35 protein-coding genes are annotated in these 22,332 nt (G+C 41.8%); 34 read left to right on the plus strand and 1 reads right to left on the minus strand.

Annotation, left to right across the window (positions count from 1 at the left end; all coding sequences use genetic code 11):
* The first annotated feature begins 291 nt into the window (after positions 1 to 291).
* From rpsJ to ACQRBN_RS10025, 34 genes are all read left to right on the plus strand, one after another.
* The gene (rpsJ, locus tag ACQRBN_RS09860) at positions 292 to 609 is read left to right on the plus strand and encodes a 30S ribosomal protein S10 (RefSeq protein ID WP_117603130.1); all 318 of its coding nucleotides are present in this window, start codon (positions 292 to 294) and stop codon (positions 607 to 609) included.
* Positions 610 to 683: 74 nt separating this feature from the next.
* Positions 684 to 1,364 (plus strand): 50S ribosomal protein L3, encoded by a 681-nt coding sequence (gene rplC, locus ACQRBN_RS09865; protein WP_427738798.1) that lies wholly within the window; start codon positions 684 to 686, stop codon positions 1,362 to 1,364.
* A gap of 31 nt (positions 1,365 to 1,395) precedes the next feature.
* Positions 1,396 to 2,016: a 50S ribosomal protein L4 gene (rplD, locus tag ACQRBN_RS09870; RefSeq protein ID WP_427738799.1), complete on the plus strand. Its 621-nt coding sequence runs from the start codon at positions 1,396 to 1,398 to the stop codon at positions 2,014 to 2,016.
* Positions 2,016 to 2,321: a 50S ribosomal protein L23 gene (rplW, locus tag ACQRBN_RS09875; protein ID WP_427738800.1), complete on the plus strand. Its 306-nt coding sequence runs from the start codon at positions 2,016 to 2,018 to the stop codon at positions 2,319 to 2,321. Before rplD ends, rplW begins: the two co-directional genes overlap by 1 nt.
* Positions 2,322 to 2,518: 197 nt before the next feature.
* Positions 2,519 to 3,361 carry a 50S ribosomal protein L2 gene (rplB, locus tag ACQRBN_RS09880; protein ID WP_427738801.1) on the plus strand — a complete coding sequence of 281 codons (843 nt, stop codon included), beginning with the start codon at positions 2,519 to 2,521 and terminating at the stop codon, positions 3,359 to 3,361.
* A gap of 23 nt (positions 3,362 to 3,384) precedes the next feature.
* On the plus strand, positions 3,385 to 3,666 hold the full coding sequence (gene rpsS / locus ACQRBN_RS09885; RefSeq protein ID WP_427738802.1) for a 30S ribosomal protein S19: 282 nt from the start codon (positions 3,385 to 3,387) through the stop codon (positions 3,664 to 3,666).
* A gap of 26 nt (positions 3,667 to 3,692) precedes the next feature.
* The gene (gene rplV, locus ACQRBN_RS09890) at positions 3,693 to 4,079 is read left to right on the plus strand and encodes a 50S ribosomal protein L22 (protein WP_172497403.1); all 387 of its coding nucleotides are present in this window, start codon (positions 3,693 to 3,695) and stop codon (positions 4,077 to 4,079) included.
* An 11-nt stretch (positions 4,080 to 4,090) separates the two neighbouring features.
* The gene (rpsC, locus tag ACQRBN_RS09895; RefSeq protein ID WP_427738803.1) at positions 4,091 to 4,744 is read left to right on the plus strand and encodes a 30S ribosomal protein S3; all 654 of its coding nucleotides are present in this window, start codon (positions 4,091 to 4,093) and stop codon (positions 4,742 to 4,744) included.
* A 2-nt stretch (positions 4,745 to 4,746) separates the two neighbouring features.
* Positions 4,747 to 5,184, plus strand: a complete 438-nt coding sequence (gene rplP, locus ACQRBN_RS09900) for a 50S ribosomal protein L16 (RefSeq protein WP_427738804.1) — start codon at positions 4,747 to 4,749, stop codon at positions 5,182 to 5,184.
* The gene (gene rpmC / locus ACQRBN_RS09905; RefSeq protein ID WP_235395393.1) at positions 5,174 to 5,377 is read left to right on the plus strand and encodes a 50S ribosomal protein L29; all 204 of its coding nucleotides are present in this window, start codon (positions 5,174 to 5,176) and stop codon (positions 5,375 to 5,377) included. Before rplP ends, rpmC begins: the two co-directional genes overlap by 11 nt.
* Before the next feature lie 112 nt (positions 5,378 to 5,489).
* Entirely contained in the window at positions 5,490 to 5,744 is a 255-nt protein-coding gene (gene rpsQ, locus ACQRBN_RS09910) for a 30S ribosomal protein S17 (protein ID WP_328282620.1), read from the plus strand.
* Positions 5,745 to 5,763: 19 nt separating this feature from the next.
* Complete coding sequence (rplN, locus tag ACQRBN_RS09915; protein ID WP_235233701.1) at positions 5,764 to 6,132, plus strand: 50S ribosomal protein L14; 369 nt, start codon at positions 5,764 to 5,766, stop codon at positions 6,130 to 6,132.
* A gap of 15 nt (positions 6,133 to 6,147) precedes the next feature.
* Positions 6,148 to 6,459 carry a 50S ribosomal protein L24 gene (gene rplX, locus ACQRBN_RS09920; RefSeq protein ID WP_427738806.1) on the plus strand — a complete coding sequence of 104 codons (312 nt, stop codon included), beginning with the start codon at positions 6,148 to 6,150 and terminating at the stop codon, positions 6,457 to 6,459.
* A gap of 24 nt (positions 6,460 to 6,483) precedes the next feature.
* Positions 6,484 to 7,023, plus strand: a complete 540-nt coding sequence (gene rplE / locus ACQRBN_RS09925) for a 50S ribosomal protein L5 (protein WP_427738807.1) — start codon at positions 6,484 to 6,486, stop codon at positions 7,021 to 7,023.
* 11 nt (positions 7,024 to 7,034) lie between these two features.
* Positions 7,035 to 7,220: a type Z 30S ribosomal protein S14 gene (locus ACQRBN_RS09930; RefSeq protein ID WP_006427396.1), complete on the plus strand. Its 186-nt coding sequence runs from the start codon at positions 7,035 to 7,037 to the stop codon at positions 7,218 to 7,220.
* Between the two features lie 15 nt (positions 7,221 to 7,235).
* On the plus strand, positions 7,236 to 7,637 hold the full coding sequence (rpsH, locus tag ACQRBN_RS09935; RefSeq protein ID WP_427738809.1) for a 30S ribosomal protein S8: 402 nt from the start codon (positions 7,236 to 7,238) through the stop codon (positions 7,635 to 7,637).
* Positions 7,638 to 7,815: 178 nt separating this feature from the next.
* Positions 7,816 to 8,358: a 50S ribosomal protein L6 gene (rplF, locus tag ACQRBN_RS09940; protein WP_427738810.1), complete on the plus strand. Its 543-nt coding sequence runs from the start codon at positions 7,816 to 7,818 to the stop codon at positions 8,356 to 8,358.
* Positions 8,359 to 8,375: 17 nt separating this feature from the next.
* Positions 8,376 to 8,744: a 50S ribosomal protein L18 gene (gene rplR / locus ACQRBN_RS09945; RefSeq protein WP_427738811.1), complete on the plus strand. Its 369-nt coding sequence runs from the start codon at positions 8,376 to 8,378 to the stop codon at positions 8,742 to 8,744.
* A 14-nt stretch (positions 8,745 to 8,758) separates the two neighbouring features.
* Positions 8,759 to 9,268 carry a 30S ribosomal protein S5 gene (gene rpsE / locus ACQRBN_RS09950; RefSeq protein ID WP_427738812.1) on the plus strand — a complete coding sequence of 170 codons (510 nt, stop codon included), beginning with the start codon at positions 8,759 to 8,761 and terminating at the stop codon, positions 9,266 to 9,268.
* A 14-nt stretch (positions 9,269 to 9,282) separates the two neighbouring features.
* Positions 9,283 to 9,462, plus strand: a complete 180-nt coding sequence (gene rpmD / locus ACQRBN_RS09955) for a 50S ribosomal protein L30 (protein WP_427738813.1) — start codon at positions 9,283 to 9,285, stop codon at positions 9,460 to 9,462.
* A 29-nt stretch (positions 9,463 to 9,491) separates the two neighbouring features.
* The gene (gene rplO, locus ACQRBN_RS09960; RefSeq protein ID WP_427738814.1) at positions 9,492 to 9,932 is read left to right on the plus strand and encodes a 50S ribosomal protein L15; all 441 of its coding nucleotides are present in this window, start codon (positions 9,492 to 9,494) and stop codon (positions 9,930 to 9,932) included.
* Positions 9,932 to 11,248 carry a preprotein translocase subunit SecY gene (secY, locus tag ACQRBN_RS09965; protein ID WP_427738815.1) on the plus strand — a complete coding sequence of 439 codons (1,317 nt, stop codon included), beginning with the start codon at positions 9,932 to 9,934 and terminating at the stop codon, positions 11,246 to 11,248. The genes rplO and secY overlap by 1 nt, the downstream gene beginning before the upstream one ends.
* A 62-nt stretch (positions 11,249 to 11,310) precedes the next feature.
* Positions 11,311 to 11,955 carry an adenylate kinase gene (locus tag ACQRBN_RS09970; RefSeq protein ID WP_427738817.1) on the plus strand — a complete coding sequence of 215 codons (645 nt, stop codon included), beginning with the start codon at positions 11,311 to 11,313 and terminating at the stop codon, positions 11,953 to 11,955.
* A 4-nt stretch (positions 11,956 to 11,959) separates the two neighbouring features.
* Entirely contained in the window at positions 11,960 to 12,730 is a 771-nt protein-coding gene (gene map, locus ACQRBN_RS09975) for a type I methionyl aminopeptidase (RefSeq protein WP_427738818.1), read from the plus strand.
* Between the two features lie 13 nt (positions 12,731 to 12,743).
* Positions 12,744 to 13,004, plus strand: coding sequence for a KOW domain-containing RNA-binding protein (locus tag ACQRBN_RS09980; protein ID WP_427738819.1), 261 nt, complete (start codon positions 12,744 to 12,746; stop codon positions 13,002 to 13,004).
* Between the two features lie 4 nt (positions 13,005 to 13,008).
* Complete coding sequence (infA, locus tag ACQRBN_RS09985) at positions 13,009 to 13,227, plus strand: translation initiation factor IF-1 (protein ID WP_004607275.1); 219 nt, start codon at positions 13,009 to 13,011, stop codon at positions 13,225 to 13,227.
* Between the two features lie 146 nt (positions 13,228 to 13,373).
* Positions 13,374 to 13,487, plus strand: a complete 114-nt coding sequence (gene rpmJ, locus ACQRBN_RS09990) for a 50S ribosomal protein L36 (protein WP_003022746.1) — start codon at positions 13,374 to 13,376, stop codon at positions 13,485 to 13,487.
* A gap of 399 nt (positions 13,488 to 13,886) precedes the next feature.
* A complete protein-coding gene (gene rpsM, locus ACQRBN_RS09995) occupies positions 13,887 to 14,255 on the plus strand; it encodes a 30S ribosomal protein S13 (protein WP_427738820.1) in 369 nt (122 codons plus the stop codon).
* 31 nt (positions 14,256 to 14,286) lie between these two features.
* Positions 14,287 to 14,682 (plus strand): 30S ribosomal protein S11, encoded by a 396-nt coding sequence (gene rpsK, locus ACQRBN_RS10000; protein WP_024731877.1) that lies wholly within the window; start codon positions 14,287 to 14,289, stop codon positions 14,680 to 14,682.
* Between the two features lie 69 nt (positions 14,683 to 14,751).
* Positions 14,752 to 15,345, plus strand: a complete 594-nt coding sequence (rpsD, locus tag ACQRBN_RS10005) for a 30S ribosomal protein S4 (protein WP_427738821.1) — start codon at positions 14,752 to 14,754, stop codon at positions 15,343 to 15,345.
* Between the two features lie 30 nt (positions 15,346 to 15,375).
* The gene (locus ACQRBN_RS10010) at positions 15,376 to 16,335 is read left to right on the plus strand and encodes a DNA-directed RNA polymerase subunit alpha (protein ID WP_427738822.1); all 960 of its coding nucleotides are present in this window, start codon (positions 15,376 to 15,378) and stop codon (positions 16,333 to 16,335) included.
* A 166-nt stretch (positions 16,336 to 16,501) separates the two neighbouring features.
* Positions 16,502 to 17,038: a bL17 family ribosomal protein gene (locus tag ACQRBN_RS10015; protein WP_427738823.1), complete on the plus strand. Its 537-nt coding sequence runs from the start codon at positions 16,502 to 16,504 to the stop codon at positions 17,036 to 17,038.
* 317 nt (positions 17,039 to 17,355) lie between these two features.
* The gene (adhE, locus tag ACQRBN_RS10020) at positions 17,356 to 19,971 is read left to right on the plus strand and encodes a bifunctional acetaldehyde-CoA/alcohol dehydrogenase (protein WP_427738824.1); all 2,616 of its coding nucleotides are present in this window, start codon (positions 17,356 to 17,358) and stop codon (positions 19,969 to 19,971) included.
* A 259-nt stretch (positions 19,972 to 20,230) separates the two neighbouring features.
* The gene (locus tag ACQRBN_RS10025; RefSeq protein ID WP_427738825.1) at positions 20,231 to 20,986 is read left to right on the plus strand and encodes a phosphotransferase; all 756 of its coding nucleotides are present in this window, start codon (positions 20,231 to 20,233) and stop codon (positions 20,984 to 20,986) included.
* Between the two features lie 169 nt (positions 20,987 to 21,155).
* On the opposite strand, the gene ACQRBN_RS10030 is transcribed toward ACQRBN_RS10025, so the two are convergent.
* Entirely contained in the window at positions 21,156 to 22,259 is a 1,104-nt protein-coding gene (locus tag ACQRBN_RS10030) for a coiled-coil domain-containing protein (RefSeq protein ID WP_427738826.1), read from the minus strand.
* Positions 22,260 to 22,332: the final 73 nt, after the last annotated feature.

A 22,332-nucleotide genomic window follows, 5' to 3' on the forward strand; every position in this document is an offset into this window, starting at 1 on the left:
AAAAAAATACAATATTTCTAAAAAAGGGCTTGCAAAAAGCCCTTTCTTCATTTATACTAAAAAAGCTGTGACATGATAGCTGTGAAGCGTGAGGTTGCTGCCTAATATATGGTAGGTTTTCCGTGGAGCGAATGTCAAGTTAGGAAACTGGCGACAAGTCACTGTACGAAACTATAACAGCCACTGAGATGTGGTAACAACGTGTGAGGTTCTCACGACACACACGGGAGAGTGTACAGTCACCGCTTGTCGTACTGAAGTTAAAAGTACGAAAAGGAGGCGACTTTTTTTATGGCAAGTCAAGTAATGAGAATCACTTTGAAAGCGTATGATCATCAGTTGGTAGATGCATCCGCTAAGAAAATCATCGAAACTGTTAAGAAGAATGGATCACAGGTGAGCGGACCGGTACCGCTTCCAACGAAGAAGGAAGTAGTAACAATCTTAAGAGCTGTTCACAAGTACAAAGATTCCAGAGAGCAGTTCGAGCAGAGAACTCATAAGAGACTGATCGATATCATTGCACCAACACAGAAGACTGTTGACGCATTATCTAGATTAGAGATGCCGGCTGGTGTATATATTGATATCAAGATGAAAAACAAATAAGAACACAGTAATTCCTAAAATTTAGGATGAACGTCCATGTGGCGTTCCGCTGTAAATCACAGGAGGTAATTATAATGAAGAAAGCTATCTTAGCTACAAAAGTCGGAATGACTCAGATCTTTGGCGAAGACGGAACATTAACACCTGTAACTGTTCTTCAGGCTGGACCTTGTGTAGTAACACAGATCAAGACTGTAGAGAATGATGGTTACGAGGCAGTTCAGGTTGGATTCGTTGATAAGAAAGACAGAATTGTCAACAAAGACAAGAGCGGTAAGAAAGAGATCGTTCATCGTCATGGTGTAACAAAAGCAGAGCAGGGACATTTTGCAAAGGCTGGTGTTTCTGGTAAGAAATTTGTAAGAGAGTTTAAGTTTGACAACGCTGGCGAATATGAATTAGGACAGGAAATCAAAGTTGATGTCTTCGCTGCCGGGGATAAGATTGATGCAACTGCAATCTCCAAAGGAAAAGGATTCCAGGGCGCGATCAAGAGACACAATCAGCATAGAGGACCTATGACACACGGTTCTAAGTTCCATCGTCATGCAGGTTCTAACGGAGCTGCTTCTGATCCGAGCAAAGTATTCAAGGGCAAGAAGATGCCAGGTCACATGGGAAGCAAGAAGATCACAATCCAGAATCTGGAAGTTGTGCGCGTAGATGCTGAGAACAATTTACTGTTAGTAAAAGGTTCTGTACCGGGACCGAAGAAGTCTTTAGTAACTATCAAAGAAGCAGTAAAGTCTATCTAAGGCTTTGACGAAGGAAGGAGGACACTTTAAGATGGCAAACGTATCCGTTTATAATATCGAAGGTAAAGAAGTTGGTACGATTGAATTAAGCGATGCGGTATTCGGTGTTGAAGTGAATGAACATCTTGTACACATGGCAGTCGTTAACCAACTTGCAAATAAACGTCAGGGAACACAGAAGGCTAAGACACGTTCTGAAGTTTCCGGCGGTGGAAGAAAACCATGGAGACAAAAGGGAACAGGTCATGCTAGACAGGGTTCTACAAGAGCTCCACAGTGGACAGGCGGCGGAGTTGTATTCGCACCAGTTCCGAGAGATTATTCGTTCAAGATGAATAGAAAAGAGAAGAGAGCAGCTCTTAAATCTGCGCTCACAGCGAAGGTAGAAGAGAACAAGTTCATTGTTGTTGATGAGATCAAGTTAGATGAGATCAAGACAAAGAACTTCGCTAATATCCTTAAGAACTTAGAAGTATCCAAAGCATTAGTAGTATTAGAGGATGGCAATACAAACGCAGAGATCTCTGCTAAGAACATCGCTGATGTTAAGACAGCAAGAGCTAATACGATCAATGTGTACGATGTCTTAAAATACAACACAGTAATCGCTACGAAGGCTGCTGTTGCTAATATCGAGGAGGTGTACGCATAATGGCTAACGTTCAATATTATGATGTAATCCTTAAACCAATCGTAACAGAGAAGAGTATGGAACTGATGGGCGAGAAGAAATACACATTCTTGGTTCACCCGGAAGCAACCAAATCTCAGGTAAAAGAAGCCGTTGAGAAAATGTTCAATGGAACAAAAGTAAAAAGTGTTAACACAATGAACTATGAAGGTAAGAAGAGAAGAGTTCGTGGAACATACCAGTTTGGTAAGACTGCTAAGACTAAGAAAGCAGTTGTTCAGTTAACAGAGGACAGCGCAGATATCGAGATCTTTGAGGGGTTATAAGACTTGACGAAATCGAGCAAAGCGAGAATTGAGTCTTAGTCGGACCCCGTTCGGTGAACTTGGCGAGGTCTTTTCGAGCCTAGTGAAGCGAACACACACCGCGCGAAGCGCGCAAAAGTAAATCCGTTGAGACTGAATTCAGTAGATCATACGGAAAGAAACCGTGACAATAAACAGTATTGAAAGGAGAAGCAATCATGGGAATTAAAACATATCGCCCATATACGCCTTCCAGAAGACAGATGACTGGTTCTGATTTCTCAGAGATCACAAAGAAGACACCAGAGAAGTCTTTGTTAGCTCTAAAGAGCAGACAGGCAGGACGTAACAACCAAGGTAAAATCACAGTTAGACATCGCGGAGGCGGTGCTAAGAGAAAATACAGAGTTATCGACTTCAAGAGAAGAAAAGACGGTATCCACGCAACCGTAATCGGTATCGAATACGATCCGAACAGAACAGCTAATATCGCTCTGATCTGTTATGAAGATGGTGAGAAAGCATATATCCTTGCACCAGAAGGATTAAAAGATGGAATGAAGATCATGAATGGACCAGAAGCCGAAGTTAAGATCGGTAACTGCCTCCCACTTTCTGAGATCCCTGTAGGTACTCAGATTCACAATATCGAACTTCATCCTGGAAAAGGCGGACAGTTGGTTCGTTCCGCAGGTAACAGCGCTCAGTTGATGGCAAAAGAAGGAAAGTATGCTACATTGAGACTTCCATCAGGAGAGATGCGAATGGTTCCAATCGAATGCCGCGCATCCGTTGGAGTTGTAGGAAATGGCGATCACAACCTGATCAACATTGGTAAAGCAGGACGTAAGCGTCACATGGGTATCAGACCAACAGTTCGTGGTTCTGTTATGAACCCGAATGACCATCCGCACGGTGGTGGTGAAGGTAAGACGGGAATCGGTCGTCCGGGTCCGTGTACACCTTGGGGCAAGCCAGCACTTGGTCTTAAGACAAGAAAGAAAAACAAAGCTTCTAACAAGTTGATTGTAAGAAGAAGAGATGGTAGAGCTATTAAATAATTTTCACGAGGAGGTTAAAACCTATGGCACGTTCAATTAAAAAAGGACCATTCGCAGACGCAAGCCTGCTCAAGAAGATTGATGCTATGAACGCGGCAGGAGACAAGTCTGTGATCAAGACATGGTCTCGCCGTTCTACAATCTTCCCAAGCATGGTTGGACATACAATTGCCGTTCATGACGGAAGAAAACATGTACCTGTATATGTAACAGAAGATATGGTAGGTCACAAACTTGGTGAGTTCGTTGCTACCAGAACATATAGAGGACACGGAAAAGACGAAAAGAAATCAAGAGTTAGATAATTACATTGTGAAAGGAGGGTTCATCCATGGCAAAAGGACATAGATCCCAAATCAAGAGAGAGAGAAATGCTAACAAAGACACGAGACCTTCTGCTAAGTTATCTTATGCAAGAGTTTCTGTTCAGAAAGCATGCTACGTATTAGATGCCATCAGAGGTAAGGATGTAACAACAGCACTTGGTATTTTAACTTACAATCCAAGATATGCTTCTAGTTTAATAAAGAAATTATTAGAGTCAGCGATTGCAAATGCTGAGAACAATAACGGTATGAATGCTGAGAATCTTTATATTGCAGAGGCTTATGCAAACAAAGGACCAACAATGAAGAGAATCAGACCTAGAGCACAGGGCAGAGCTTATAGAATCGAGAAGAGAATGAGCCACATTACACTTGTGCTTGATGAAAGATAAGGAGGGCAATCATGGGACAGAAAGTTAATCCTCATGGCTTAAGAGTCGGTGTTATCAAAGACTGGGACTCCAAGTGGTATGCAGAGAAGGATTTTGCAGATTACTTAGTAGAAGACCATGAAATCAGAACGTATCTTAAGAAGAGATTATACAGTGCCGGTGTTTCTAAGATTGAGATCGAAAGAGCATCCGACCGTGTTAAGATCATTATCTATACAGCAAAACCTGGTGTCGTAATCGGTAAGGGTGGAGCAGAGATCGAAAAAGTAAAAGGTGAATTAGCACAGTTTACAGATAAGAAGTTAGTTGTTGATATCAAAGAAATCAAGAGACCGGATAAAGATGCTCAGTTAGTAGCAGAGAATATCGCTCTGCAGCTTGAGAACCGTATCTCTTTCAGACGTGCAATGAAGTCCTGCATGTCCAGAACTATGAAATCAGGAGCGCTTGGTGTTAAGACTTCTGTATCTGGACGTCTTGGCGGTGCTGATATGGCTCGTACAGAGTTCTACAGCGAGGGAACAATTCCGCTTCAGACACTGAGAGCAGACATCGACTACGGATTCGCTGAGGCTGACACAACTTATGGAAAAGTTGGTGTTAAAGTATGGATTTACAAAGGCGAAGTTCTTCCGGAAAAAGCATCAAAGGAAGGAGATAGATAATCATGTTAATGCCAAAAAGAGTAAAACGTCGTAAACAATTCCGTGGTTCCATGAAGGGTAAAGCACTTCGCGGAAACAAGATTACAAATGGTGAATATGGTATCGTTGCAATGGAACCATGCTGGATCCGTTCCAACCAGATCGAGGCTGCCCGTGTTGCCATGACTCGTTACATCAAGCGTGGTGGTAAAGTTTGGATCAAGATATTCCCGGATAAACCTGTAACTACGAAACCAGCTGAGACACGTATGGGTTCTGGTAAAGGAACCTTAGAGTACTGGGTAGCAGTTGTTAAGCCAGGACGCGTAATGTTCGAACTTGCAGGAGTACCTGAAGAGGTTGCAAGAGAGGCGCTGCGTCTTGCTATGCACAAGTTACCATGTAAATGTAAGATTGTATCTCGTGCAGACTTAGAAGGCGGTGATAACAGTGAAAATTAATGCATTTGTAGAAGATTTAAAGACAAAATCAGCTGCAGAGCTGAACGAAGAATTAGTAGCTGCTAAAAAGGAACTGTTTAACTTAAGATTCCAGAACGCAACGAATCAGTTAGATAATACAAGCAGAATCAAAGAAGTTAGAAGAAACATTGCCAGAATTCAGACAGTAATTACTGAAAAAGCTGGCCGGTAGTGATTGGCGAGGTTCTTTCGAGCTTAGCACGTAGGCCGTTCTTTGAGATTGGCGAGGTATTGTCGAGCCTAGCGAAAAGAACTTCATTATTTAGATGAAAGGAGTAAAGACTGTGGAAAGAAATCTTAGAAAAACCCGTGTGGGCAAGGTTATCAGTAATAAAATGGATAAGACCATAGTTGTTGCAGTTGAAGATCATGTAAAACATCCACTTTATAAGAAAATCGTAAAGAGAACTTATAAGTTGAAAGCACATGATGAGAACAATGAGTGCAACATTGGCGACAAAGTAAAAGTTATGGAAACAAGACCGCTCTCTAAGGACAAGAGATGGAGACTTGTTGAAGTTATGGAAAAAGTGAAATAGTATAAGGAGGGAAACCTGCATGATACAGCAAGAAAGCAGACTGAAAGTAGCAGACAACACAGGTGCGAAAGAATTACTGTGTATCCGTGTTATGGGCGGTTCAACCAGAAGATATGCAAGTATCGGTGATGTAATTATTGCGACTGTTAAAGATGCAACACCAGGCGGCGTTGTTAAAAAAGGTGATGTAGTTAAGGCTGTAGTTGTTCGTACTGTTAATAGTACTCGTCGTAAAGATGGTTCTTATATCCGTTTTGACGAAAATGCTGCTGTAATTATAAAAGATGATAAGACACCAAGAGGAACCCGTATCTTTGGGCCAGTAGCAAGAGAGCTTCGTGACAAACAATTCATGAGAATTGTTTCCTTGGCTCCGGAAGTACTTTAAGGAGGTGCGAGCAAGATGTCAATGTTAAAGATCAAAAAAGGCGACACTGTTAAGGTTATCGCTGGTAAGGATAAAGACAAAGAAGGCAAGGTAATTGCTGTTAATCAGAAAGAAGGCAAAGTTGTTGTTGAAGGCGTTAACATGCTGACAAAACACACAAAGCCAAGTGCTGCTAATCAGAATGGCGGTATCATTCATCAGGAAGGACCTATCGATGCATCCAACGTAATGTATGTTCACAAGGGAAAAGCAACAAGAGTAGGTATTAAGATGGATGGCGACAAGAAAGTTCGTTACGCAAAATCAACAGGCGAAGTGATTGATTAATCTGAGGAAGGAGGGCCATAAGCTTTGAGTAGACTGAAAGAACAATACCAGAACGAGATCGTTGACGCATTGATCAAGAAGTTCGGTTATAAGAATATTATGGAAGTGCCGAAGCTCGACAAGGTTGTTATCAACATGGGTGTCGGCGAGGCAAAAGATAATGCAAAACTGTTAGATTCAGCAGTAGCTGATCTGGAGAAGATTACAGGACAGAAAGCAGTTATCTGTAAGGCTAAGAAGTCCGTTGCTAACTTCAAGATAAGAGAAGGAATGTCAATCGGATGTAAAGTTACTTTAAGAGGAGAGAAGATGTATGAGTTCGTTGATCGCCTGATCAACCTTGCACTTCCTCGTGTACGTGACTTTAGAGGAGTTAACCCTAACGCATTTGACGGAAGAGGTAACTATGCTCTTGGTATCAAAGAACAGCTGATCTTCCCTGAGATCGAATATGATAAGATCGACAAGGTAAGAGGTATGGATATCATCTTTGTTACAACTGCTAAGACAGATGAAGAGGCGCGTGAACTGCTGAAACAGTTCAACATGCCATTTACAAAATAAGGAGGTAAATTATGGCTAAGACAGCAATGAAAGTAAAACAGCAGCGTAAGCAGAAGTTCTCTACCAGAGAATACAATCGTTGCAGAATCTGTGGACGTCCACATGCATATTTGAGAAAATATGGAATCTGCCGTGTTTGCTTCCGTGAACTGGCATATAAAGGACAGATCCCAGGCGTTAAGAAGGCAAGTTGGTAAGGAGGAAAAGAAATCATGACTATGAGTGATCCAATCGCAGATATGCTTACAAGAATCCGTAATGCTAATACTGCTAAACATGATACAGTAGATGTACCATCTTCTAAGATGAAACTTGCTATTGCAAACATTCTGTTAGATGAAGGATACATTGAGAAATATGATATCGTTGAAGATGGTGTGTTCAAAACACTTCACATCACATTAAAATACGGTGCAGACAAGAATGAAAAAGTTATTACAGGTCTTAAGAGAATCTCTAAGCCTGGACTCCGTGTATACGCAAGCAGCGCTAACGTACCGAAGGTATTCGGCGGACTTGGTACAGCAATCATCTCTACCAATGCAGGCGTAATCACAGACAAAGAAGCAAGAAAACTCGGCGTAGGCGGAGAAGTACTTTGCTATATTTGGTAAGCACTGAACACTTGGCGAAGCCAAGCGTCTAGCGCAGGCTGAGTCTAGTGAGAAGGCTGTTCTCTGAGCAAAGCGAAGAGAACTTCCACATTCGCCCATTGCATGAAAATGGGGCAACGCAACTGAAAACAGAATGAATAAGGTTCATTCCGAGAATTTAAGTTAAGGAGGAAAAGGTATGTCACGTATAGGAAGACATCCAATCGCAATCCCAGCAGGCGTTACTGTTGAAATTGCAGAGAATAATAAAGTGACTGTAAAAGGTCCAAAGGGAACTCTTGAAAGAGAACTTCCAACAGAGATGGAGATCAAAGTGGAAGGTGAAGAAGTTGTTGTAACAAGACCAAATGATTTAAAGAAGATGAAATCTTTACACGGTCTTACAAGAACATTGGTCAACAACATGGTTGTTGGTGTAACTAACGGATATGAGAAGGTTCTGGAAGTTAACGGTGTTGGTTACAGAGCAGCAAAATCCGGAAACAAATTAACATTAAGTCTTGGATACTCTCACCCAGTTGAAATGATCGATCCGGAAGGCGTTGAGACAGTAGTTGAAGGTCAGAACAAGATCGTTGTTAAGGGTATCGATAAAGAAAAAGTAGGCCAATACGCAGCTGAAATCAGAGATAAGAGAAGACCGGAGCCATATAAGGGCAAAGGTATCAAGTATGCTGATGAAGTTATTAGACGTAAAGTTGGTAAGACTGGTAAGAAATAAGAAAGGAGAGTGTAAAAATGGTTAGCAAAAAATCAAGAAGTGTTGTTCGTGTTAATAAACACAGAAAATTACGTAACCGTTTGAGCGGTACTGCTGAGTGCCCACGTTTGGCAGTATTTAGAAGTAACAATCATATGTATGCTCAGATCATCGACGATACAGCTCATCATACTCTGGTTTCCGCTTCCACTCTTCAGAAAGATGTGAAAGCAAACCTGGAGAAAACTAACAACGTTGATGCAGCAGCATATTTGGGAAAAGTAATTGCTGAAAAGGCAATTGAAAAAGGTATTAAGGATGTTGTCTTTGATAGAGGCGGCTTTATATACCAGGGTAAAATTCAGGCATTAGCAGACGCAGCTAGAGAAGCTGGGTTGAATTTCTAGAAGGAGGAGCACACATGAAACAAGAACGTATTGATGCTAGTCAGTTAGAATTAAATGAAAAAGTAGTATCAATTAAACGTGTAACCAAAGTTGTTAAGGGTGGCCGTAATATGAGATTCACAGCTTTAGTAGTTGTTGGCGATGGAAATGGCCATGTTGGTGCAGGTTTAGGAAAAGCTACTGAGATTCCGGAAGCAATCCGTAAAGGAAAAGAAGATGCAGCAAAGAATCTTATTTCTGTAGCATTAGATGATAATGAAAGTATTACACATGATTTTACCGGTAAATTCGGAGGCGCTTCCGTATTATTGAAGAAAGCCCCAGAAGGTACAGGAGTTATCGCCGGTGGTCCGGCGCGTGCCGTAATCGAGATGGCAGGAATCAAGAATATCCGTACAAAATCTCTTGGTTCTAACAATAAGCAGAACGTTGTTCTGGCTACTATCGATGGATTACGCCAGATTAAGACTCCGGAAGAGGTAGCTAAGCTTCGCGGTAAATCTGTTGAAGAGATCTTAGGCTAAGGAGGTAGATGAAGATGGCAGACTTAAAAGTTACATTAGTAAAATCTACAATTGGTGCTGTACCGAAGCATAAGAGAACTGTTGAAGCATTAGGATTAAAGAAGTTACACAAAACAGTTGTACTTCCGGATAATGCAGCAACAAGAGGTATGATCAAACAGGTAGAGTATCTGTTAAAAGTAGAAGAAGCGTAAGTATAATATTCAGATAAGGAGGTGTCACAATGGATTTATCAAACTTAAGACCTGCTGATGGAGCAAAACAGAGTGATAATTTCAGAAGAGGACGTGGACACGGTTCTGGAAATGGTAAGACGGCTGGTAAGGGACACAAAGGTCAGAAGGCTCGTTCCGGAGCAACAAGACCAGGTTTCGAAGGTGGTCAGATGCCATTATATAGAAGAATACCAAAGAGAGGTTTCACTAACAGAAACTCTAAGACAATCGTTGGTATTAATGTAAGTGCTCTTGAAGTATTTGATAATGACGCAGTTGTTTCTGTAGAGACATTGATCGAGCAGGGTATCGTAAAGAATCCAAGAGATGGTGTTAAGATTCTTGGAAACGGTGAACTGACAAAGAAATTAACTGTTCAGGCTAATGCGTTCAGCGCAGGTGCTGTAGAGAAGATTGAGGCTGTAGGTGGAAAAGCAGAGGTGATCTAATGTTAGAAACTTTCCGAAAAGCATTTCAAATCAAAGACATTCGCAAGAAAATCGGATATACGTTTTTGATGTTAATCGTTATAAGAATTGGATCACAGCTTCCAACCCCTGGAGTGAATTCCAATTACATTAAAGAGTTTTTTGCACAGAACACTGGTGAGGCGTTTAACTTGTTTAACGCTTTCACCGGTGGCTCATTTGAGCAGATGTCAGTATTTGCTCTGAGTATTACACCGTACATTACATCTTCTATTATCATGCAGCTTCTGACCATTGCAATTCCGAAACTTGAGGAGATGCAGAAAGAAGGAGCGGAAGGAAGAAAGAAGATTGTAGCGATTACACGTTATCTTACCGTAGGTCTTGCATTATTCGAGTCTACCGCTATGGCTGTTGGATTCGGACGCCAGGGACTTCTGGTAGAGTTCAATTTTGTAAATGCGGTGATCGTAGTTCTGACACTTACAGCAGGATCAGCATTCCTGATGTGGATTGGTGAGAGAATTACGGAAAAGGGTGTGGGGAATGGTATCTCCATCGTGCTGGTAATTAATATTATCTCACGTATACCTAGCGATATGACTTCATTGTTTGAGCAGTTTGTAAAAGGCAAGCCGATTGCATCTGCCAGCCTTGCAGTGGCTGTTATCCTTGCAATTATCCTGGTTCTCGTTGTGTTTGTTGTTATCCTTCAGGGCGGCGAGAGAAGAATTACAGTACAGTATTCACAGAAAGTCGTAGGAAGAAGAACCTATGGCGGACAGTCCAGTAACATTCCATTAAAAGTCAATACTGCCGGAGTAATTCCGATTATCTTCGCATCATCTTTGATGCAGTTTCCGATTGTGATTGCTTCTTTCTTAGGAAAAGGCAATGGCTCCGGAATTGGCAGCGAGATCTTAAGAGGAATGAACCAGGGCAACTGGTGTAATCCACAGCAGTTGAAATATAGTTGGGGATTACTGGTATACATTGTTCTGACTGTATTTTTCGCTTATTTCTATACGTCAATCACATTCAATCCGTTAGAAATCGCGAATAATATGAAGAAGAATGGTGGATTCATTCCTGGTATCCGTCCGGGAAGACCGACTGTGGAGTATTTGACCACGATATTGAATTATATTATCTTTATCGGGGCATGTGGGCTTATAGTAATACAGGTGATTCCGATTTTCTTCAACGGAACACTGGGAGCAAAAGTATCTTTCGGAGGTACTTCACTTATCATTATCGTCAGCGTTGTGCTGGAGACCATGAAACAGATCGAATCTCAGATGCTTGTACGTAACTATAAGGGATTTTTAAATAACTAATAATTTTGACTCGCGGGATTTTTTTCGCGGGTTAAAATGCTATAAAGAGGAGGAACATCTATATGAAAATAATTATGTTAGGCGCTCCGGGAGCGGGCAAAGGAACTCAGGCAAAGAAAATTGCAGCAAAGTACGGCATTCCTCACATCTCAACCGGTGATATTTTCAGAGCGAATATTAAAAATGGAACGGAACTGGGTAATAAAGCAAAGACATACATGGATCAGGGACTTCTGGTTCCGGACGAACTGGTAGTAGACCTGGTAGTAGATCGTGTAAAGCAGGATGACTGTGAGAAGGGCTATGTACTGGATGGATTCCCGAGAACGATTCCGCAGGCAGAGGCACTTGATAAAGCGCTCGCAGCACTTGGAGAGAAGATGGATTATGCAATCGACGTAGATGTTCCGGACGAAAATATTGTACATCGTATGTCAGGACGTCGTGCTTGTGTTGGATGCGGAGCTACATATCATCTTGAGTATGCGCCAACAAAGGTTGAGGGTATCTGTGATACTTGCGGAAAAGAACTGATCTTAAGAGATGATGATAAGCCGGAGACTGTGAAAAAGCGTCTTGGCGTATACCATGAGCAGACACAGCCGTTGATTGACTACTACACCAATGCAGGAATCTTGAAGACGGTTGACGGAACTGTTGATATTAATGACGTATTCCAGACAATTGTAGATATCTTAGGAGAGTAAGCACATGCCAATCACTATCAAATCGGCCAGAGAAATTGAATTAATGACAGAAGCCGGACGTATATTAGAGATTGTTCATGAAGAGTTAGAAAAGGCACTGCAACCAGGGATGAGTACTCTGGATATAGACAGACTGGGAGAAGAAGTAATCCGCAGTTATGATTGTATTCCTTCTTTTCTTAATTATAATGGATATCCTGCATCAATCTGTGTATCAGTGAATGATGAGGTAGTCCATGGCATCCCAAGTAAAGACAGAATCCTCCAGGAGGGCGATATTGTCAGTCTGGATGCAGGTGTTATCTATAAAGGTTATCACTCTGATGCCGCGCGGACGCACGGCATCGGAGAGGTCAGCAAAGAAGCGCAGCAATTGATGAAGATTACGAAAGAATGCTTCTTTGAAGGTATAAAGTATGCGAAAGAAGGCAATTATCTATTTGACATATCGGCAGCGATTGGCAGTTATGCCGAAGCACATGGGTATGGAGTGGTCCGCGATCTGTGTGGACATGGAATAGGCACTGCCCTGCATGAGGCACCTGAGATACCGAATTACAAGATGAATAGAAGAGGCGTGAAACTCAAAGCCGGAATGACGCTGGCGATTGAGCCGATGATCAATATCGGATCATGGGAAGTAAACTGGCTCGATGATGAATGGACGGTCGTCACCAGAGATCACAGCCTGTCTGCACATTATGAGAATACGGTGCTGATAACAGAGAGTGAACCGAGACTTTTAAGCTTTACCAGAGAACTTCCTTCTCTATAGAAAGGACGCGGTTATGGACAGATACAGGATAGGAATGCTTGCGAGATCGAAAGCGGGTCATGATACAGGTAAGGTTTATGTTATAATTGACATTGACGACACATATGTATATTTAGCGGATGGCAGTATTAGAACATTAGATAGACTGAAAAAGAAAAAAAAGAAACATGTTCAGATTATCTGCAAAGAGCATGATGTCACCGCGGCAGATGATGTAGCAATAAAACGAATACTTAAAGAATGGAATAGGGAAGAGAAGAAACAGGAGGAATGAAACCATGTCAAAAGCTGACGTAATTGAAATTGAAGGAACAGTAGTAGAAAAATTGCCAAACGCAATGTTTCAGGTAGAACTTGAGAATGGACATCAAGTGCTTGCACACATCAGCGGCAAATTGAGAATGAACTTTATCAAGATCCTGCCCGGAGATAAAGTAACACTGGAATTATCCCCATATGATCTTTCAAAAGGAAGAATTATTTGGAGAGATAAATAATATTAAATTATCTATTGACTTTGGTAGAATTATAGTGTTATACTATATAAGCACGTTTTTGGGTGCTTTTATATTAGTGCGTAATTTTATGCACTTGAAAATGTGTAAGAACTATAGGCAGAGCAATGGATGAAAGGAGGATCCCCGTGAAGGTTAGATCATCAGTAAAACCAATTTGCGAAAAATGCAAAGTTATTAAGAGAAAAGGAAGCATTCGCATTATCTGCGAGAATCCAAAGCATAAACAGCGTCAGGGTTAGGCACTGAACACTTTTATGCAGAACGAATTAGGCGGCTGATAGTCGACACGCCAGGAAGTGTGTAGACTATTTAATATACAAGGAGCACCTTTAGCCGGTGAGCATCCTCGTATATTGCTTCTAATGCCGGCCCGTCATTACCGAATGCCTCGGTGGCCGGAAAGGGCATGGATACCGAAACATGCCTGGACGAGAAGGAAGATTCCTGGTCGTCCCTATTAAAGACAATGTGTGAAAACAGAGAAGTGCGCAGATTATATAATCAGCACATGCAAGCATGCTTGCAATGGGATGTATTATATAAGAAGCATAGGGCGAAGCCCCGCATCGAGATGAAGCGAAGCGGAATCGAGATGGACTTCGGAGCAAAAAGAAAAAAAGAAAATGGAGGAAATTCACATGGCTCGTATTGCAGGTGTAGATTTACCAAGAGACAAACGTGTTGAAATCGGATTAACTTATATCTACGGTATTGGTAGACCGAGTGCAACCCGTATTTTAGCACAGGCAGGAGTTGATCCTGACATTCGCTGTAGAGATCTTACAGACGAAGATGTAAAGAAGATTAGTGCAGTAATCGATGAGACTCAGACAGTAGAAGGTGATCTTCGTAGAGAGATCGCCCTGAACATCAAGAGATTACAGGAAATCGGATGCTATAGAGGAATCCGTCACAGAAAAGGACTTCCGGTTCGTGGTCAGAAGACAAAGACCAATGCAAGAACAAGAAAAGGTCCTAAGAGAACAGTAGCAAACAAAAAGAAATAAAAATTTGAGGAAAGTGTAGGTTAGTTTTATTATGGCAAAGAAAGTTGCAAAGAAAGTAACAAAGAAGCGTGTCAAGAAAAACGTTGAACACGGACAAGCACACATCCAGTCATCTTTTAATAATACAATCGTAACATTAACAGATGCACAGGGTAACGCTCTTTCATGGGCAAGTGCAGGCGGTCTGGGATTTAGAGGTTCAAGGAAATCTACCCCTTATGCAGCTCAGATGGCAGCTGAGACAGCAGCTAAAGCAGCATTAGTACATGGTTTAAAATCAGTTGACGTAATGGTTAAAGGACCAGGTTCAGGTAGAGAAGCAGCAATCCGTGCCCTTCAGGCATGCGGAATCGATGTAACAAGCATTAAGGATGTTACTCCGGTACCACACAATGGTTGCCGTCCGCCGAAACGCAGAAGAGTCTAATTATCATTTTATATTATATTACGTTAACGGATTGATTTATCCGAATTTAAATAGGAGGAAAGCAAAAACATGGCAGTAAATAGAGTTCCGGTTCTTAAAAGATGCAGATCCCTTGGAATGGATCCTGTATATTTGGGAATTGACAAAAAGTCTAACAGACAGTTAAAGAGATCCAACAGAAAAATGAGCGAGTATGGTCTTCAGTTACGTGAGAAACAGAAAGCTAAATTTATCTATGGCGTATTAGAGAAACCTTTCAGAAACTATTTCGAGAAGGCTCAGCGCATGAGTGGTATGACAGGTGAGAACCTGATGAGACTGCTTGAGTCCAGATTAGATAACGTAGTATTCCGTCTTGGACTTGCCAGAACAAGACGTGAGGCTAGACAGATTGTTGACCACAAGCATGTACTTGTTAACGGAAAACAGATCAACATTCCTTCTTACTTGATCAAAGCAGGCGATGTGATCGAAATCAAAGAAAAACACAAAAGCTCTCCAAGATATAAAGAGATCGTAGAGGTTACAGGCGGACGTCTGGTTCCGGAATGGTTAGAGGCTGACCTTGAGAACCTGAAAGGAACTGTAAAAGAACTTCCAAGACGTGAAGTAATTGATGTTCCTGTAGATGAGATGTTAATCGTCGAGTTGTACTCTAAATAATAACCCGTAACACCACAGGAGGTGGACTTAGTGTTTGATTTTAATAAACCCAATATTGAAATAACTGAGATTTCAGAAGATAAGAAGTATGGAAGATTTGTTGTAGAACCGCTTGAAAGAGGTTATGGTACAACGTTAGGTAATTCTCTTAGAAGAATCATGCTTTCATCATTGCCGGGTGCTGCAATCAGCCAGGTGAAGATCGATGGTGTTCTTCATGAGTTCAGTTCTATTCCAGGTGTTAAGGAAGATGTTACTGAGATTATCATGAACTTGAAGTCACTGGCTATCAAGAACACATCTGAAACAGATGAACCAAAGACAGCTTATATTGAGTTCGAAGGAGAAGGCGTTGTTACAGCAGCGGATATCCAGGTGGATCAGGATATCGAGATCATGAATCCGCAGACAGTTATCGCAACACTGAACGGCGGGGCAGACAGCAAGTTATACATGGAACTTACCATCACAAAGGGTAGAGGATATGTGAGTGCTGACAAGAATAAAAACGAGGAATTGCCAATCGCAGTAATTCCAGTCGATTCTATTTACACCCCGGTGGAGCGTGTGAACCTTACAGTAGAAAACACGCGTGTTGGACAGATTACAGATTTTGATAAATTAACATTAGATGTATATACCAATGGTACATTGCTTCCGGATGAAGCTGTCAGCCTTGCTGCTAAGGTATTAAGCGAGCATCTGAAACTCTTCATCGACTTGTCTGAAGTGGCTCAGGCTGCAGAAGTTATGATCGAGAAAGAGGATGATGAGAAAGAGAAAGTTCTTGAGATGAGCATTGATGAATTAGAATTATCCGTTCGTTCATACAACTGCCTGAAGAGAGCGGGAATCAATACCGTAGAAGAACTGACGAACAGAACTCCGGAAGATATGATGAAAGTACGTAACCTGGGACGCAAGTCTCTGGAAGAAGTACTTGCAAAATTAGATGAATTGGGATTAGGTTTAAGCAGAGGGGAAGAGTAAGCACTTGGCGAGGTATTTCACGAACCTAGTACGAACTCTGTTCTTCGGTGTAAGCCGAAGAACTACCTTTTGTAATTTCATCAGTAAGCCCGATGCGCATGATGGAGCATTTGGCTAGTAAGCCCGAAGAAGCATAACCAAGTGTAATTAATGGAGGATTAGAAAAATGGCAAAGTATAGAAAACTTGGCAGAACATCAAGCCAGAGAAAAGCATTATTAAGAAACCAGGTAACAGCATTGATCAACAATGGCAAGATTGTTACCACAGAAGCAAAGGCAAAAGAGATCCGTAAGATCGCTGAAGGTCTTATCGCAATGGCAGTAAGAGAGAAAGACAACTACGAAGAGGTTACTGTAAAGGCTAAAGTTGCCCGCAAGGACAAAGATGGCAAGAGAGTAAAAGAAGTTGTAGATGGCAAGAAAGTTACTGTATATGATGAAGTAGATAAGATAATTAAGAAAGATATGCCAAGCAGACTTCACGCTCGCCGTGAGATGCTGAAAGTTCTTTACCCAGTAAAAGAAGTGCCAACAGCACAGGCTGGAAGAAAGAAAAATACAAAAGAAGTAGACCTTGTTGCAAAACTCTTTGACGAGATCGCACCAAAATACGAGAACCGTAACGGTGGTTACACAAGAATCGTAAAGATTGGTCAGCGTAAAGGTGATGCAGCAATGGAAGTTCTGATCGAACTTGTATAGTCTGATGTGAGATATGGACACACCCGGAGAGATTCGGGTGTGTTTTTTTGATTGCAGAAATCAATTGGGGACAGGGGGATTTAAAAAAGGGACAGGGCAAATCGAATCGGGGACGGGGAAATTGAAAAAACTCTCGTCCCCTTTCGTCAAAATCCCCAAAAAAACCTAATTAGTGAGTAGATATTTGTAATAAAGTTAAAATATTAACAAGCATGTTAAATAAATATCATTTTTATATTGACAAATTATTAACAAGCGACTATACTATGAACCAGATAAGGAAAACAACTCATTTATTTACAGGGAGGAAACAACCAATGGCAAAAAAGAAAGATGTAGTACCAGAGATTGTAGACAATGTAGAAGCTCTTGAAGCAAAGATGAAAGCGATGAGAGAAGCTCAGAAAATCTTCGCTACATACACACAGGAGCAGGTAGACAAGATCTTCTTCGAAGCTGCAATGGCAGCAAACAAAATGCGTATCCCGCTTGCAAAACAGGCAGTAGCGGAGACTGGACGTGGTATCGTAGAAGATAAGGTAATTAAGAACCATTATGCAGCAGAGTATATCTACAATGCATATAAGAATACAAAGACTTGCGGCGTGATTGAAGAGGATACCGCATATGGAATCAAGAAGGTTGCAGAGCCAATCGGTTTGGTAGCAGCAGTTATCCCTACCACGAACCCGACATCAACAGCAATCTTCAAGACACTGATCTGTCTGAAGACAAGAAATGCAATCATCATCAGCCCACATCCGGCAGCAAAGGCTTGTACAATTGCAGCAGCAAAGGTTGTCCTGGATGCAGCAGTTAAGGCTGGAGCACCGGAAGGAATCATCGGATGGATCGATGTTCCATCTCTGGAACTGACCAATACAGTAATGAAAGAGGCTGACATTATCCTGGCAACAGGTGGTCCTGGAATGGTTAAGGCAGCATACTCTTCCGGAAAGCCGGCACTCGGCGTTGGCGCTGGTAATACGCCAGTTATCATTGACGATACGGCAGATGTTAAGATGGCAGTTAACTCCATCATCCATTCTAAGACATTTGATAATGGTATGATCTGTGCATCTGAGCAGTCTGTAACCGTACTTGACAGCGTTTATGATGAAGTAAAGAAAGAGTTCGCATACCGCGGATGCTATTTCTTGAAGAAAGGCGAAGAACTTGATAAGGTTCGTAAAACCATCATTATCAATGGCGCCCTGAATAATAAGATCCCTGGAAAATCTGCTTATGAGATTGCAAAACTGGCAGGAGTAGAAGTGCCGGAAAGCACGAAGATCCTGATTGGTGAAGTTGAATCCGTAGATATCTCTGAGGAATTTGCTCATGAGAAATTATCTCCGGTACTTGGAATGTACAGAGCGAAGACATTCGACGAGGCACTTGCAAAAGCAGCACAGTTAGTAGCTGATGGCGGATATGGACATACAGCATCTCTGTACGTACATCCGGCAGAGAAGGAGAAGATTGCAAAACATGCAGCAGCAATGAAGACTTGCCGTATCCTGATCAACACACCTTCTTCTCACGGTGGTATCGGTGACTTGTACAACTTCAAACTGGCTCCATCTCTTACACTTGGATGCGGTTCTTGGGGCGGTAACTCTGTATCTGAGAACGTAGGTGTAAAACACTTAATCAACATTAAGACAGTTGCTGAGAGGAGAGAGAACATGCTGTGGTTTAGAGCGCCTGAGAAAGTATACTTTAAGAAAGGCTGTATGCCGGTAGCACTTGATGAACTTGGAACAGTTATGCATAAGAAGAAAGCATTTATCGTAACTGATACCTTCTTATATAAGAATGGTTATGTAAAACCAATCGAAGCAAAATTAGACGAGATGGGAATCCAGCATGCATGCTTCTATGAAGTTGCACCAGATCCGACATTACAGTGTGCGCGTAAAGGTACAGATCAGATGAGAGCATTCGAGCCAGATACGATTATCGCTCTTGGTGGCGGATCAGCAATGGATGCAGCTAAGATCATGTGGCTGATGTATGAGCATCCAGAAGCAAACTTCGAAGATATGGCTATGGACTTCATGGATATCCGTAAGAGAGTATTTACATTCCCTAAGATGGGCGAGAAAGCATACTTTGTAGCCATCCCAACATCTTCTGGTACAGGATCTGAGGTAACACCATTTGCTATCATTACAGATGCAGAGACAGGCGTAAAATGGCCAATCGCTGACTATGAGTTGCTGCCGGATATGGCTATCGTAGATGTTGACAATGCAATGACAGCTCCTAAGGGACTGACAAGCGCATCTGGTATCGATGTAATGACACATGCAATCGAGGCTTATGTATCCATCATGGCAACAGACTTTACAGATGGTCTTGCTATGAAGGCAGTAAAGATGGTATTCGATTATCTGCCGTCTGCATATGCTAACGGTGCAAATGATCCAATCGCAAGAGAGAAGATGGCTAACGCTTCCTGCATGGCTGGTATGGCATTTGCCAATGCATTCCTGGGACTGAACCACTCTATGGCTCACAAACTTGGTGCATTCCATCACCTGCCACACGGTGTAGCAAACGCTGTAATCTTAACAGAAGTTATGAGATACAATGCAGCAGAAGTTCCAACTAAGATGGGAACATTCTCTCAGTATCAGTATCCACATGCACTTGCAAGATATGCAGAATTAGGACGTTTTGCAGGATGCAAGGGTAATACTGATGAAGAAGTATTCGAAGACTTCCTTGCAAAATTGGAAGTATTAAAAGAGCAGATTGGTATTAAGAAGTCTATCAAAGAATATGGAATTGATGAGCAGTACTTCTTGGATACATTAGATGATATGGTAGAGCAGGCCTTCAACGATCAGTGTACAGGTGCAAACCCAAGATATCCACTGATGAAGGAAATGAAAGAGATTTACCTGAAATGCTATTATGGTAAATAAATAGTTGTTTGAAGCAAAAGATGCTGACTTTCTTATGGGAGTCGGCATCTTTTGTCACTTTAAAGATAAAGTAACAGTACTATTTTGGTCATTTTCTGGAGGAAATTTGCTCGATTAGTTAAATAATTAACGATAAAATTTAATGAAAAAATTTGGTTAAAAAAATATCAAAAAGTACTTTTCAAATGCTTCATATGGGTGTATAATGCAACTATCAAGTAAATGAACGGCATTATTATAATATGAGGAGGCATAGCTTATGAAACTGGAACAAGGCAATCTGATCTTAAAGCGTAGTTACAAAGAGGTCTATAAGTGTGAAGGAGGTATCGTGAAAGTATTCGAGAAGACACATCCGAAGTCAGCGATCTTCAATGAGGCGCTTAACACAGTACGAGTAGAAGAGACCGGAATGGATATTCCCAAATTAAAAGAGGTAACCCAGATTGATGGTAAATGGGCGCTGGTAATTGAATACAAGGATGGCAAGACCTTAGAGGAGATGATGAAAGTAGATCCTCAGAATATGGAAAAATACATGTCCGACTTTGTAGATCTTCAGTTAAAGATCCAGAGCAACAAAGCACCGATGCTTAATAAATTAAAGGATAAACTGGCAAGACAGATTGATGGTCTGAAAGAGTTAGACGCTACACAGCGTTATGAATTACGTACCAGACTGGAAAGCATGCCAAAACATACAAAAGTGTGCCACGGAGATTACAATCCAAGTAACGTTATCGTAGGCAAGAATGGTAAGATGACGGTTGTAGACTGGGCACATGTAACACAGGGCAATGCAAGCGCAGATGCAGCAATGACTTATCTGCTCTTCGCGTTAAAGGATCAGGCAGTGGCAGATATGTATCTCGATATGTTCTGCAAGAAGAGCGATACGGCAAAACAGTATGTACAGCAGTGGCTGCCAATCGTAGCAGCTTCACAACTTGAGAAGGATAACGAACTTGAGAAAGAATTCCTCATGAAGTGGATCGATGTAATGGACTATCAATAGTCGCGATAAACTAAGCGGATTACAGGATAAAAGAAGGAATCAGGGAAACATGCTCGCATATTTCCCTGATTCCTTCTTTTATCCTGTAAGGCGCGTGTAACGCGCCTCATGGATCTGATGCCTGTCAAGGTATCAGATCCATGAGAGTCCGCACATCCCCGCCCAAATATTAAAAGAATACATTGCCTCCAACATTCACCCCAGCCACTCCTGTACTGGCTGATCTGAAGGAATAGCAATTTGCTACGGCAGCATGTCTCGTACCTCCAAGTGCTGCCTGTGCAACAGAATAGGCGGTAGAAGAAGGACCTCTTGAGAGGACTCGTTCCAAAGCTCCATTCCATGTAGGGGCAAACTGACCAGATTGATAGATTACCCCTTTCAGTGAATTTGGATAACTTGGACTAGCCACTCTGTTCATTACAACTGTTGCAACCGCAAGCATACCATCATATCCGCCAGCTTCACACTGAAGCAGTGCGGCAAATAAAGCCACATCACTGGTACCAGCGGGCGTAGGATCGGTAGTAATTGTACCGGATGAGCCGTTGGTTTGTCCATTATTGCCGGATGGGGTAGTATTCGAGTTCGTACCCGGTGGGGTAATTGCACCGGATATTTCATTATTCTGTGCTGTCTTAAGTGCTTCTTCCGCAGCGCGGGCACGTTCTAACTGTTCCTTATAATCATCCAACTGCCCGGAGGCTGAAGAGATCTTAGAGGTAAGTGCCTTTTCCTTGGCAGTCAGATCGCTCTGCATAGATGTCAGTTCATCCTGCTTTGCCTTAAGATCTGTCTGTTTCTCTTCCACGCTGATGCGGACATTCTGTAATTCTTCCAGCATGGATCTGTCATATTCGCTGATGGTAGTTACATATTCTGCTTTGTTAAGAAAATCAGCCATGTTCTCTGAGGAAAACAGAATCTGAAGCAGAGAGACGCTTCCGCCCTCGTACATGAACTTGATTCTGTCTTTCATGGCATCATACTGCGCATCTTCATTGAGTTGTGCTGCAGCTAAGTCGAGTTTGGCTTTTTCAACTTCAGCGGACAATTCTTCAATCTGTGCGGAAGCACTGTCAAGTTCGGCACTTAAAGATGATAATTGGCTGTTCAAGTCATCCAGTTCATTCTGTAGATCAGAAGTTGTAATTTCTAATTCATCTGCCGAAGGTGCTGAATATACCGGAATACTTACAGAAGCAATCGTTACGGTAGATACGGCAACTGCCAGAATGGACCGTAATATACGTTTCTTTTCTTGATTTATCATATTCATATCCTTTCTCTAATTAGCAAGTGCTTAACTATTATACAACAAATTGCTTTATAAAGCAAATTTTGTT

The organism is Bariatricus sp. SGI.154, assembly GCF_050313795.1.
GTDB lineage: Bacteria > Bacillota > Clostridia > Lachnospirales > Lachnospiraceae > CAMBRQ01.